General features: G+C 45.2%; 10 protein-coding genes. 3 read left to right on the top strand and 7 right to left on the bottom strand.

Going from position 1 to position 13,763, the window contains the following annotated elements; translation table 11 throughout:
- Positions 1-237 precede the first annotated feature (237 nt).
- Positions 238-1,275, top strand: a complete 1,038-nt coding sequence (locus tag H6H02_RS15685; RefSeq protein ID WP_190819347.1) for a tetratricopeptide repeat protein — start codon at positions 238-240, stop codon at positions 1,273-1,275.
- Positions 1,276-1,402: 127 nt separating this feature from the next.
- Here the strand turns inward: H6H02_RS15685 and H6H02_RS15680 are convergent, their stop codons facing one another.
- From H6H02_RS15680 to H6H02_RS15655, 6 genes are all read right to left on the bottom strand, one after another.
- The gene (locus H6H02_RS15680) at positions 1,403-2,407 is read right to left on the bottom strand and encodes a ribose ABC transporter permease (RefSeq protein ID WP_190533929.1); all 1,005 of its coding nucleotides are present in this window, start codon (positions 2,405-2,407) and stop codon (positions 1,403-1,405) included.
- A complete protein-coding gene (locus H6H02_RS15675) occupies positions 2,404-3,948 on the bottom strand; it encodes a sugar ABC transporter ATP-binding protein (protein ID WP_190819344.1) in 1,545 nt (514 codons plus the stop codon). Before H6H02_RS15675 ends, H6H02_RS15680 begins: the two co-directional genes overlap by 4 nt.
- A gap of 88 nt (positions 3,949-4,036) precedes the next feature.
- Positions 4,037-5,014 carry a substrate-binding domain-containing protein gene (locus H6H02_RS15670; protein WP_190819342.1) on the bottom strand — a complete coding sequence of 326 codons (978 nt, stop codon included), beginning with the start codon at positions 5,012-5,014 and terminating at the stop codon, positions 4,037-4,039.
- A gap of 1,030 nt (positions 5,015-6,044) precedes the next feature.
- Positions 6,045-6,776: a hypothetical protein gene (locus H6H02_RS15665; protein WP_190819340.1), complete on the bottom strand. Its 732-nt coding sequence runs from the start codon at positions 6,774-6,776 to the stop codon at positions 6,045-6,047.
- Between the two features lie 1,005 nt (positions 6,777-7,781).
- Positions 7,782-8,486: an actin-binding WH2 domain-containing protein gene (locus H6H02_RS15660; RefSeq protein ID WP_190819339.1), complete on the bottom strand. Its 705-nt coding sequence runs from the start codon at positions 8,484-8,486 to the stop codon at positions 7,782-7,784.
- A 487-nt stretch (positions 8,487-8,973) separates the two neighbouring features.
- Positions 8,974-10,515: an FAD-dependent oxidoreductase gene (locus H6H02_RS15655; protein WP_190819439.1), complete on the bottom strand. Its 1,542-nt coding sequence runs from the start codon at positions 10,513-10,515 to the stop codon at positions 8,974-8,976.
- Between the two features lie 181 nt (positions 10,516-10,696).
- On the opposite strand from H6H02_RS15655, the gene H6H02_RS15650 reads away from it, so the two are divergent.
- Together H6H02_RS15650 and H6H02_RS15645 are read left to right on the top strand one after the other, a co-directional pair.
- Positions 10,697-11,920: a damage-control phosphatase ARMT1 family protein gene (locus H6H02_RS15650; RefSeq protein ID WP_190819338.1), complete on the top strand. Its 1,224-nt coding sequence runs from the start codon at positions 10,697-10,699 to the stop codon at positions 11,918-11,920.
- Positions 11,921-12,200: 280 nt separating this feature from the next.
- The gene (locus tag H6H02_RS15645; protein ID WP_190819337.1) at positions 12,201-13,028 is read left to right on the top strand and encodes a SirB1 family protein; all 828 of its coding nucleotides are present in this window, start codon (positions 12,201-12,203) and stop codon (positions 13,026-13,028) included.
- A gap of 11 nt (positions 13,029-13,039) precedes the next feature.
- Here H6H02_RS15645 and H6H02_RS15640 read toward each other — a convergent pair whose 3' ends face one another.
- Positions 13,040-13,498, bottom strand: coding sequence for an SRPBCC family protein (locus H6H02_RS15640; protein ID WP_190819336.1), 459 nt, complete (start codon positions 13,496-13,498; stop codon positions 13,040-13,042).
- Positions 13,499-13,763 lie beyond the last annotated feature (265 nt).

Below are 13,763 nucleotides of genomic sequence, written 5' to 3'. Positions count from 1 at the left end.
GTGGATATCACTACCTAATTAGGCAGAGCAAATTAACATTAGTACAACTCTTTAGATAGACGAGGCAAGAAAATAATAGAGGTAGGGTTTTAACAAAGAGTTTCAAGAAATATGTCTTTAGGCTGCTAACTGACGTAACTGATTGAAGGTCAATTTTTTTTACAACCAACATTTGTTCAATTTTGGCAAGAAAGCTGCCAAAGTCAGTATTTTTTAGCCTAAGTTCAGGATATTTCCATGAGTACGCAAAATCAGAAACATTCGATTAAAAAGCTTGTTAGCTTGATGAGCGTTGCTGGCGCTAGTGTTTTCCTCAGTTTTCCAGCATTAGCCCTCATCAATTCCAACTCTACTGCGAGAAATCAACAATTATTAGCCCAGAGTACTCCAGGTGGGGCACAAACAAATCCATCTGGCGCTGGTACTAACCAACAAACTCCCGGTGGTACTGGTACGGGTACTAACCAACAAACTCCCGCCAGTACTCGTACTGGGCAACCTAACTATGAGGTAATTAGCCCAGGAGTTGTGCAACAGAATCCGGCAGGCGCAGGCACTACCCAGCAAACTCCAGCAGGCACGGGAACTGGTACAACCCAACAAAATCCTACAGGTACAGGTACTGGGCAACAGAATCCGGCAGGCGCAGGCACTACCCAGCAAACTCCAGCAGGCACGGGAACTGGTACAACCCAACAAAATCCCGCAGGTACAGGTACTGGGCAACAAACTCCAGCAGGTGCGGGTACAACTCAGCAGAATCCCACAGGTACAGGTACTGGGCAACAAACTCCATCAGGCGCGGGTACAACTCAACAAAATCCAGCCGGAACTGGTGCTGGGCAACAAACTCCGGCAGGCACGGGAACTGGTACAACTCAGCAGAATCCCGCAGGAACTGGCCCTGGGCAACAAACTCCATCTGGTGCGGGTACAACTCAGCAGAATCCAGCCGGAACTGGCGCTGGGCAACAAGCTCCATCTGATACGGGTACAACTCAGCAGAATCCAGCCGGAACTGGCGCTGGGCAACAAACTCCATCTGGTGCGGGTACAACTCAGCAGAATCCCGCAGGTAATACAGGGGCTACGCAACGGAGTGGTCGGCAGGGGACTTATACTCAATACATGAGACTTGGGTACGCTGCAACCCAACAAAGGGATTATCAAACTGCTTTGATTAACTTTAGAAGGGCGCTTAGTCTACGTCCTGGCGATTCGTATGCGACACGAGCGATTAGCAATGTAGAAGGGTATCTTCAACGGAGTCGTTAGTTAAGTCTTCGGTGAGGATCGACCAATAGGGAAAACAGGGAGTCGCGATCGCGACTCCCTGTTTTTTAGACTAATTCTGCCTGACGCGCGATCGCTTCCTACCAGTCTGTCATTAGAAGCTCAACTCCTATGCAGCGCTAGTGCGGGTGCGGAGTTTGTCAATTGTCACAGCAATAATGATCACAAGACCTTTGACAACTAGCTGCCAGAAGAATGACACGTTCATCAGGGTTAACCCATTGTTGAGGAGGGCAATAATTAAGGCACCGAGTAAAGTCCCCCAGATGGTGCCAATGCCACCCGTGAAGCTGGTTCCTCCTAAAATTACGGCAGCGATCGCATCAAGTTCGTAGCCTTGACCTAACATACCCGTCGCACTGTAGAGACGTGAGGCGCTCATCACTCCGCCTAAACCGGAAAGCAACCCACTCACACCATAAACAAATAACAGCACCCGACTCACCTTAATTCCTGTCAGCCGTGCTGCCCGGATGTTACCGCCTACGGCGTAAATATGCCTTCCCAATACTGTCCGTCTTAAGACAAACCAACTCGCTACAACGGCAAGCAAAGCAATCACAACTAGCCAGGGAATGGGGCCAAGATAATTGTTGCCTATCCAAGCAAAATTTAGATTTCGATTTAGAACGGTCGTGCCATTAGCAACTAAGTAAGCAACACCCCGCAAAGCCGTATAAGAACCAAGCGTGACGATAAAAGGTGGCAAACCTAAATAGGCAATCAACGACCCATTTAGTAAGCCTAATCCTAATCCTGCTAATAGGGCGGCTGGAATGGCAAGTAAACCAAGACCAGGAATCAACGAGACAAGCACCCCAACAACTGCTGTTACGCCCAAAATTGACCCCACAGAAAGGTCAATTCCTCCGGTTAAAATCACAAATGTCATTCCGGTCGCCAGCACGATATTGATCGATGCTTGCCGAATGACATTAATCAGATTTCCGGGCGAAAGAAAGCTTGGCGTAACAATTGAAAAAATTATACAGATTGCCACCAAAATTGGGAGAATGCCAGCAACCTGAATGAAATTTCTCCAAGCTTGACGCTTACTTGCTTTAGAGCGATCGCTCGTTCCATTTCTGGTGGTTCTTACTTCTGTTTGACTCATGATTTTGCTACCTCTCTTGCCCCTGTGGCATAAGCCATGATGTTCTCTTGTGTAATCGCTTCCCCAGTCGAGCCGCCTACTTCACCAACCAGGCTTCCCGCACGCATCACCAAGACGCGATCGCTCATTCCCACAATTTCCGGCAGTTCGCTGGAAATCATCAAAATGGCTACACCTTTTGCTGACAGATCGCTAATAATTCGATAAATTTCGCTTTTCGCGCCAATGTCAACGCCGCGCGTAGGTTCATCGAGCAAAAGTACCTTAGGATTAATTGCCAACCAACGTGCCAGCAATAACTTCTGCTGATTTCCCCCAGATAAATCCATTGCTTTGATGCTTGGACTGGCAAGACGAATCCCTAAGTTGTTAATAGCATCAGCTACAATCTTAAACAGGGATTTTGAGTTTATAATGCCAGCTTTGGCTTCTCGTCCAAGGACATTCATGGTGATATTTTCACCAGAACTTATCTCCAGAAATAGACCTAAATCCTTACGATCTTCTGGTACATAGGCAATTCCCGCTTCAATTGCATCATCGGGTGTCGAGATATTGAGTGAACGACCTTCCAGTTTTATTTCACCGCTAGCCTTTCGGTCAGCGCCAAAAATCAGACGCGCAATTTCAGTTCTGCCTGCACCAACCAAGCCCGCTAAACCAACAATTTCGCCAGCATGAAGTTGAAAACTCGCAGATTTTACCTTGCGCCCATCACTTAAATTCTTTACCTCAAGGACTACTGGGCCAGGACGTGTTTGACGCTTATGTTCGTATAAATCCTGTAAAGAACGACCCACCATCATTTCTACTAAGCGAGGGGCGGAAATTTCACTCCTCTCCAAAGAGCCAATATACCCACCATCTCTAATTACGCTAACGCGGTCAGCAAGCGCATAAATTTCTTCCATCCGATGGCTAATATAAATAATCGCAATCCCTTCATTCCGCAAGCGGCGAACAACCTCGAAAAGTTTCTCTGTCTCTCGGTCTGAAAGCGCTGCTGTCGGCTCATCCATTACGAGAATGCGGCTCTTATGTTTGAGCGCCCTAGCAATTTCAACTTGCTGCTGTTCTGCAATTGAAAGGGTCGAAACTAGATCATTCGCATCAAAACTTGCATCAAGGTTTTGCAAGACTTCAGAAGCTTGACGCCGCATTCCGTCTTGGTCAAGGAAGGTACCTCCTTTCTTAAGCTCACTCCCCATAAAAATGTTTTCAGCTACTGTCAGATTTGGGGCGAGATTAAGCTCTTGATAAATAATGGCTATACCCAAATCTCTAGCTTGACCTGGGTCGGTCATTTTAACAGCTTGACTGTCAATTCTGATTTCCCCTGCATCGGCTATGTAGGCTCCAGCCAGGATTTTCATCAGCGTACTCTTGCCTGCACCATTTTCACCCATGAGAGCATGAACTTCCCCAGGATAAATAGTGAGATTTACACCATGCAAAGCGGTGAAACTATTAAAGGTTTTTGTAATTCCTTGCATTTCGAGTACAGGTTTAGTTTTTATTGAGGGTTGCGTGCTACTTGCCATCAGAAATCCCTGTAATGTTTGTGAAAGTAAGATTCAAATGGATAGATTATCAAGCCATAAATTGGTTAAATTAACGACAAAAGCTTGGTTATTCACTTGTCCAACCTTTATGCTGATTAACATTTTCCCGAGTAATCAAGGTGACTGGAATGAGAATGTTTGGATTGGCAGGCTTGTTCCCTTTCAAAATGTCGTTCCCGACCTCAACTGCCTTCGCTGCCATGCGAAAAGGGTCTTGAGCCGCAGTCGCAACAAATAAGCTATTTTCCTGCTTGAGCGCATCTAGAGCTTCGGGTGCGCCATCAACGCCAACAATAAAGAACTCTTTCCGCTGCGCTTGTGTAGCAGCTAGCTCCGCACCAATACCAGAAGGGTCATTAATTGCAAAAACGGCATCAATTTTTGGAAAGGATGTAAGCAGATCGCTCATGACTCTCAACCCACCATCACGGCTACCTTCTGCATTCTGATCTTTTGAAAGGATCTTGATATTGGGATATTTGGAAAATACGCTCAGACATCCTTGGACCCGCTCAACGACTGAAGCGACGGGTGGCCCATTGATAATGACAACATTGCCTTGACCCTTCAGTCGATCGGCGATGTATTGACAACTTACTTCACCGGCTTGCACGTTATTGGAGGTAACAGTGGCATCAACACCACCTTCAGCGGCAGTATCAACTGCAATGATTGGAATTCCTGCTTGTTTAGCTTTTTCAACCGCGGCAAAAATCCCCTTACTGTCAGCAGCATTGAGTATAATCATGCTGACATCTGAGGCAATGAAGTTTTCGATTTGATTAAATTGTTGATTTAAATCGTCCCCGCTGGAGACGAGTGTTGTGCTAACGTCCCCACCACCGATTCTCTTAGCTTCCGCCTCTGCACCCTTACCAACTTGTACAAAGAAGGGGTTGCCGAGGTCGCGCACTGTTACAGCAACAGATGAAAGTTCTGAACTGTTTTGTTGGCTGTTTTGAGCGTTCCGGGGAGCTGACGTGCAACTCACAAGAGCGCTACTAGCTAGACTAAAAAGACTCAATGCGATCACTACTCGTTTCACCTTAAACTCCAATGAGTGTTCATTTGGAAAGAGTCGCTTGCGAATATGAGCTTGCAAACCCAACAGAAATTTTTGGCGGATTTAAGTTCTAATACCTAACGTCTTAGGCAAAAAACTCTCCAAGTATAGGGTTATACAATTCCTTTTTTTTTCTTGCTAGTAAAATTTTCCCGATTCGATTGCCAGAAAGCTTATTTGAAGAAAAATCTTCAGGAAAACTCTCCTACCTCCCTCTTAAGAAAAGTTTTTCCCCTAAAACGTATTAAAAATTATCTAAGCTTTCCAGGTTTAAAACTTAGAGAGAACTTTTTAGCAAAAGTTACCAAAGGTTTTGTTTAAAGGCTTGCAGAGTCTTCTTCAATTGGACTCTTGATATTGTAATGTTCGGACTTAAGCACTGGATTAGCATCAATCTTAAGATAGAGGAAAGACATATAAAAAAAGCAATTTTATTGAGTTTTGTATATTAGTTATTATGAAGATTATTCGTTAAATCCTTAAGAGGTAGTTTAAAGTAGTTTTAACTATGTAATATCGATTCTGTTAATAATTAATAACTTTTTGCTTTCACGTATCTAATATAAAGTACATAGCCCGGAAACTGTATCCCAACCCGATCAATCGTATTTTGATGAATTTACAAGGGACTCGATCCGGCAAGCGAAGCGCAAGTTTTAGAGCCGTTGCTGTCTTACCACCAAGGCAGAATCACACTTTTCATTAACTACAGCCCTAGAGTGATTAATTGGGGAGCATTCCCTGAATTTCAAATACACGCCCACACGCAAGAAGCATGGAGCTACGATAAACGAAGCCTGCCGGAAGCAGGCTAAAATTCTTCAGGCTGCTCCCGGCAGCCTTTGCACGCGCAAGCCCGACCCTTCAGGCGAATTCATTGGGATGCTCTCGCTTAATCGAGCTAGATTGGATTATTTGTCTGGAGCCAGGTCACTTGAAATTGCAAGGTGTTCTGGAGGAGCTAAAAGTCCAAACTAGCGATGATTTGGACTTTTAGATTCCCTGATTTAGCTTAGTTTCCAGAGGTATTAGAGAGGTTAACATTGCCGACAGGGGATGCAGAAACACTTTTTATGGTGACGTTTGCCTTGGCATATACCGTGTTGTCGCCCAAGAAAATCAGGTTGGAAGTTTCGTAAGGATTGGAATACCCGGCAGGCGGTGTAAATCCGGTATATTGACGCAGTTCGCCTTGCAAAATGGGAAAGGTCGAACCGTTGATAAACAGTTGATACTGGTTGTCTTTGACATACAAGACATAGTTATTCATCGTTTTTTGGACGTTGAAAGTCACCTTCTCGCCTTGAGTAAATCCAACGTTTTGCGCCCAGACTCCATTTTTCCAGAAACCTAATTCCAGTCCATAGGGTTGGGTTTCACCAGCGACACTATCGCTCATCACAATCAAGCTGAAGCCTGCACGATTGTCGTTAGTGTGAGTTTCTGAACTAATCTTGACGCTAAAGCTGATGGCATATCCACTACTGCGGTCAAGCAGCACTGGCGATACTTTGAAGTAGCCTGCCTTATTTTTGCGATTCCCCGTATCCAAAAGAGTGCCTTCACTGGTAGGTGTTGCAGTAGGCGCAGGAGACTTAACAGCATCTTCTAGATACTGCCATCCCTGTTGATCGAGCGTTTCATTTGGCTCTGATACACCGTCGTAGAGAGGAACAGCGTTGGTAGAATTGGCTCCCATCAGTAAGGTAAAGCCAACGGTAAGGACGGCTAGAGTTTTTTTCATGGGGTTGTTTCCTTTAATGACGATCTTGTAATTAAAAAGCCGATGTTTGTAATTTTTTTGGAGGGTTGGTCTAGCGTAAGAGGGCAGCGAGTCTTTGAGTTTTAACGCCAAAATTAGCTCAGGGTATTTTGGATCTTACTTAAGGTAGAAGACAAGAAAAATTCCTAGTTAAAGGATTTTTCATGGCGATCGCTCGCGGTTTCTCCCACCCATCACTGCCAAAAATGTTTATCGCTTGAGAACCCAGCAACACCTTATCGGTACGAGATAAAGCTTATAAAAACTTCATAACTGGAAGCGATCGCTCTCATACTTATAAAGCCGATGCATAACACTCGGAACTCTTGAATTCCCAATCAATCCCGATTCCAGATGCTTGATATCTTGCACCCTACCGAATCAAGGCTCTGCCTCAATTCCTCTCGTTCTTCAGGCTGACGCTTAGAAACGAGGGGTGGATAGATTGTTATCTTCCCAGTTCCCAGAGTAAGGTGTCAAATGTCTGTGTTCCCTACCCCGAACTCAAAGATCCAAATTCAATGAACCGTAGCTGAACTGCTCTAAGAAGTAGATTTCACCGCTGACCTGAAGATATTGCTAACAGTATTATCACTGATGAAGAATCCTTTACTTTGAATTCATGATTTAAGGGTTTTAAATGAAGTTTTCGTGAATTCATCACGATCCGGCAAGTAATCGGATCATTTCATGGTAGAAGTCACGAGCGCAATCATTTTTAATGTTATTTATCTAAAGTTGTTGTGCTAAAAAACACTAACTACCAAGGAAAAAATTATAATTATCAACTATCTAAGGATATATTTTTTAAATAAAATTAAGCGAAATACAGCAATCCTATTTGAGTTGTGAGATGCTAGCCCTTCAGATCCCCGACTACAAGAGAGAAGCTGGGGATCTTACCTTCACGAATCATTTATGCTTGCTCTAGGATAGAAATTGCTGAACAGAATGCTGAACGGAATGGAGTCCTACTTGAGTCAGGTTTCAATTAAAACCTAGAAGTTCTCCAATTGCTTTGAGAATACTCAGATAAAAATTACCTTCCATTGCTCGAAACAATACAAATTCGCCGGGAGTCCCGAAAAATGGTCTGAGAGTCCAACCTAATTGACAGCCAACTAAAGCATAAAGAATCAACCAAAATTGCAAAATCCTGGTGCGTGTGTCTTGTGCGGCTTCGTTATCTTGTACGGACATCAACTGGACTCCCTGATACAGGAAAGTAACACCAGTAAATCCGGTAAGGGCAAAGATAGCCACATTTAACAAGACGAAAAATTGGTAGTTGTGAGTAGTAATTAGAAAGAATAGCACTACAGGTGCCAAGCTAAATTCTAGAACGCTAATCACGGCAACAGAGGTCAGAAGCATGGCGAAATACTGTCCAATACTTCTAGTCGATCCAGAAAGAATGCTGAAGAAATACAAAGTTGGCAAGCAAAGAATCAGCGTCATTAAGTAGAAGCAAGGCAATTTAAAAGCAGAGGACAATGCTTGTAAAGAGCTATGAGATGAACCGATAATCGCGCCATAAACGGCAAAAAACAGGGAACTGCAAACGAGCAGAGAGATGATTTTACTGGGAAGCCTGACGCCTTGACGAATTTCTTCCATAAATCCTTGGCGATCGCGCAGCAGCCCCATTAAGACGGTAAAGTAGTGGGTGGCTTGAAATTCTCGATTAATCATGGTGTGATCTTTTGACTCAGAGCCAAGAGACGTTTAATAATAAATTTGGGCTGAATGGCACTGACTGACGCCCTGAACTAAAGTACGGGCTAAGAGCTAAAGTCAGTTAAAACTGACTAAAGTGCTGGTATGGCAAAGGCTTTCAACTTGTTAAAACGGGTTGTGAGCTTTAAGGGGAGAGATTTATCTCAAGATTCTTCTGTCGGTGCCATTGAACTTGGGATAACCTACAGTCTTTAACTTAGCTTTTTCGAGTTGAGCCGGAAATATTTAGATATTGGGTTGAGTTGTTCCCCGTTCGGAAAAACACACTTACCGCAAGTCTTTTCAAGAAGTCTATATTGATACTCTCTGGGCTTTAGTTACGGAGATTCTTGGTTCAACGATATACCTTTAAATCGCCTATCTTAGCGGCATTGGCAATAACGCTACGTTAAAGCTGTTAGCATACTGCCTGACCATATATATAAGCCCTACATCTTTCAGGCTACGTGCGATCGCTTCCAGAGCCATATTCCCAAGCTTGGCGGAAGCGATCGCAGTAGTATCGAGGGATTGGTGGTAACGTCTTTATCCACGGTTTCAGGGCAGTTGCGAGAGGATATAGAGCGGTGTAAACTCCTAAGTTTAGGTAGTGAACCATCCAATCTAGCAGCATCGGGATTCCCACAAGGGGTATAATTCGAGCCACTAATCCGGGGTGAGTGACGGCTGTTTTCAACAGGGTTTTTGATAAGGCGGGAAACTGGACAACATCTTGTAAAAATGGGCGTAATACCTCATCTCCCAGCTGTTCCATCGCTTGAAATACACTAGAGAGCAACTGGTTGATTTGATTTGGGTCAACTTTTTGCTCGATTCCCACGCCCATTGTTCTTTGAAACAGCCAGGTTACGGCAATATTCGGCTGATAAGGTTGCAAAAGTGCCAAAGCATTCTTATTGAGAGCATCTATTTGTAAAGCCTCGTGAATGCCTTCTGTTAACCGTTTCAAGTGCCGCACCATTGCTCCAAACCCGCCAAAGCTGACGGGAGATTGGTTGCCACTGCTATCTCCTACTGGCAGAATGCGACTCCAAGGCATCTTTAATGAGTTGCGGTAAGAGGGAAAGAAGCCAAACAGCGCCCGTTGAAATTGCAGTTGGGACACTTCCACACCTTGATATTCGGGCAACAGGCGTAGGTATTCTTCAAAGAAAAATTCCAAACTGGGGCGACTTTTGTCAGCATCCAGGTAAGTAAATAGATAAGTTGTTCTGCCATCTCGTGCAGGGAAAGCTTCCCAAAAGTATTGGCATTGATTTTGAATCGAGGTGAAAGTTGCAATCAGATCGCCGGTTTCATTTTGAGGAAAGCCTTTGGCGCAACTACCCACGACTAAGCAAACGCCTTCTGGTTTTTCTCCCTGTCGCGCTTGTTGAACAATCGGCGAGAAACTTCCCATCGCATCTATGAACAACCGTGTTTTCAAGCTGCTTGATGCTTCCACGCTGACGCCATCTGGGTGTATAACTGCCCCTTCAAAGGGGGTATTCTCAAACAACTGTCCGCCAGCAGCGAGAAATTTCGATTTGAGCGTGTCTAGCAGAAAAACAGGATCGACGCCGATATTCAGGACATCGCGCACCCAAATGTCAGAACCTCCTAAAAAGCTGACGCGGGCGGGATTATACTCGGTTGCGATCGCTTGTTCTAATTCGGCTTCAGTCAGCAGATTCAGTTCTAAAAATACCTCCAACTCTTGACGGGAGATATTCCACTCTTGATCTCTACCGCGTAATATCCCTCTTTCAATTAAGGCAACTCGCCACCCCAACTGAGCTAAAGCAGCACCGATGAAAATTCCCAAAGTGCCGCCGCCGATCACCACGTCCCAGTCTACGCTTCCCAGAAGCTCTTGGCTTTCTTTCACTACTATCGGAATTGGTGTAGTGTCTTCCTTGATGGCTTGCCAGAGGCTATCAGCTTTACGCAGTCCAAAGAGAGGATTTCCCGGTACCTGAGATAGAATCTGTTCGGTTAGGGTCATGGATATTTGCAAAAAATACTCCCAATCCATCCTAATCGGCAGAGTTCTCAAGGTTGCAGCTTTTGGCTTGCTGAGCTTGATGCGACCAGATTTTAGAGTCAATTGTTGCTGTTTCAGTACAATTACTGTGAACACCTGACAAGAAGTGCGAACCGACAGGTCAGCGCTTCTCTATCGCGTGATGGTACAGCAGATTTTAAAGCCTCGATTACCGCTTCCTCCACCGCTGATGATGTCGGAGGAAGGTTCCTTTGCGAACATGACGCTTCTGACGCGAATGCCTGCGATCGCGCAGCGCGTGATTGCTGAAAACGATTTTCCGGCATCGATTGTAGACAATCTGGAAACCTTGATCCGGGACTTGCCGCATGGAATCGTGCGATCGCTCAAAGATGATAATGGCCCAGATTTAGCTGCGTGGACGAGATATTTAGCACCTTTTCTGGGGAAGCGCTGGATAGACATTCCCTGGTTGTTTGCCGAGTTATACTTTTTCCGGCGGATTGTGGAAGCAACCGATTACTTTCTGCCAGGATCGAGCCAAGGCGTAGATCCCTACGGGTTGCAAAAACGCTTAGGTTTGGAAACGGCAATGGATTCAATCCGGGCAATCGCCGCTAGGATTGGGACTAACGCCAGCGATCGCCATACCCGTTTAATCCCACTGCTCTATTTTTCACTGTGGGGCAACCGCGCCGATCTCAGTCTTTGGCCTGTTGACGCTGGAGAAAGCGATCGCAGCCGTCAGGAAATTCAGCACGAAGAGGCTCATATTTTGGTCGATGATACACCCATCATTGCGGACAGGATTGCCAGCCTTGATGGGGGAAGAATTGACTTCATCGTCGATAATGCTGGTTTTGAACTCGTCTGCGATTTGTGCTTGGCAGATTTTCTGCTAACCACTCAGGCGGCTGAGATTTCCCTGCACCTGAAGCGGTATCCTATCTTCGTTTCTGATGCGACCATTCAGGATCTGCACCACACTTTAGAGGTTTTGGCTGCTGACATTGATGGAGAAGTGCGATCGCTATCTTGGCGCTTGCAAGACTCTATCGCTTCCGGTCGTTTGCGATGCTATGACGATTTATTTTGGACAATGCCCTTGCCTTTCTGGGAAATGCCGTCTGCTTTGCGACAAGAGTTAGCACCCGCCAGCCTAATTTTTATTAAAGGAGATGCTAACTATCGCCGCTGTTTAGGCAATCTCCACTGGGACTTTACTACCCCTTTTCAAGACATTGCCTGCTACTTCCCAGCACCGTTAGTGGCACTACGCACCCTCAAATCTGAACTGGTGGCAGGTTTACAGCAAACTCAGATAAACACACTTAACGAAGAAGATCCTCACTGGTTAACCAATGGACATCGAGGGGTTATTCAGTTTGTTGACTTTCTCGCTTAGAAGCGATCGCGCCCTCCATAAAGTAACTCAGCCCGAAAAAACAAATTTGAATTAAAGGCGATCGCTCTTATTCAATTCAACCAGAGATGGAAATTGCCACAGAGATGATTTTTAGAAAAGAAACCATGCTGACATTTATGATGAGAAAGGCAATGCTACTTACCGATTTTTAGTCAGACTCCTCGCCCGGATCGCTTGCTAATTAGCCTTTAGTTGCAAGCGAGATAGCACGTTATTTCCTACAATCAGAACAAGAGTTTCGCTAAACAATTGAATTGCCATGAACTTGCCGCTGGGTCGCCTGTCCTTTTATCAGGAAATCAATCAGCCAGATGAGCAAATTAATCTGGCAAAAGCTGCCCTAGACATCGCCCAAGAAGAATATCCAGACCTCGACCCGGATGAATACCTCACTGCCCTCGATACAATGGCAGCGGAGGTACAAGAACGCTTACCTGCTCAACGGTATCCCCTGCGGGTGATTCAAACTATCAATCAATATCTTTACGACGACTTAGGTTTTACGGGAAATAACGAGAACTATTACGATCCCCGCAATAGCTTTTTAAATGATGTAATCGATCGGCGCACTGGCATCCCAATCGCTCTATCGTTAGTTTATTTAGAGATTGCAAGACGCATTGATTTTCCAATGGTTGGGGTGGGAATGCCGGGACATTTCCTGATTCGCCCGCAGTTTGAGGAAGTGGGAATCTTCGTCGATGCCTTCCATCGCGGCGAAATTCTGTTTGAGCAAGATTGCAGAGATCGATTGGCTAAGATTTACCAGCAATCCGTGCAACTGCAAGCAAATTTCGTAGAACCCGTGAGTTCTCGGCGCTTCTTGACCCGGATGCTGACGAATCTGAAAATGATTTACCTGAACCGGCAAGAGTTGCAAAAAGCACTTGCCACAGTGGAACGGATTTTGCTGTTGTTCCCAGACGCACCGATGGAATTGCGCGATCGCGGTCTTCTCTACTTCCAAATGGGGCGCTGGGCAGAAGCATCCCAAGATTTAAACATTTATCTAGCGATGCTTCCCAATGCCGAGGATGCTGGTGTGATTCGCCAGTTACTGACACAAATCGAACAAGATATCTATTAATTATTCGCTAGTTATTCGCGATCTATCTCTTCTGCGACTCGTTTGAGACGTCGTAATTGAGCTTGCATATCGGCTTTCGTCCAGGCGGCGGCGAAGGTATTAAAACCCCATCGCACGAAGGGACTGGGAATTTCAAACTCGAAGCGATTCAGCAGGCGCGTGCCTTTTCTCGTTGCCTCTGACTGACATTCCCAGCGATCGCGTCCTTTAAAAAATCCTTCAAAGCCCCACACAATTAGCCCCGGTTCTCGCTCTACAATCACCGTTTCGAGAGTCGGTTGCAATAGGGGAATTTGAATAATAAACCGGCTTTGACTCCCCAAATCTGTTCGCCACTCTCCAACGGGTTCGCACCGCAACGCCGGATTCAGCCATCGATGCATCAAGGCATTATCGGTAATGCAGCGCTCAACCACCGTTGCACTAGCATTGATTTGGATAGATTGCTCAAAAACTTCAATAGGGGACATACTATACAGCTTACTGGGAGTGAACGCTATACAAACACAAATCGGGAAGCACCGCTAAAAATCGCAAATATTCGACTTTTTCGGCTTATTTATCTATAAAGATAGATTAAAAACTTAGGTTGCTGGTCTATATCTATCTCATCCTGTTTTAGTCGGCTTTATATTCTCCAATGCAGTGGCTAGAGAATTTATCAGCGTAGGATAAGTCTTGGCATTCCTGCTAAGCAGCGTAACTTTTGTATATTTGCCCATCCGACGTTAACTC

The organism is Coleofasciculus sp. FACHB-1120 (assembly GCF_014698845.1).
In the GTDB taxonomy this organism is placed as follows: Bacteria; Cyanobacteriota; Cyanobacteriia; order Cyanobacteriales; family FACHB-T130; genus FACHB-T130.
The sequence above is the reverse complement of the archived record's forward strand: the minus strand, read 5'-3'. Positions and strand labels throughout refer to the sequence as shown.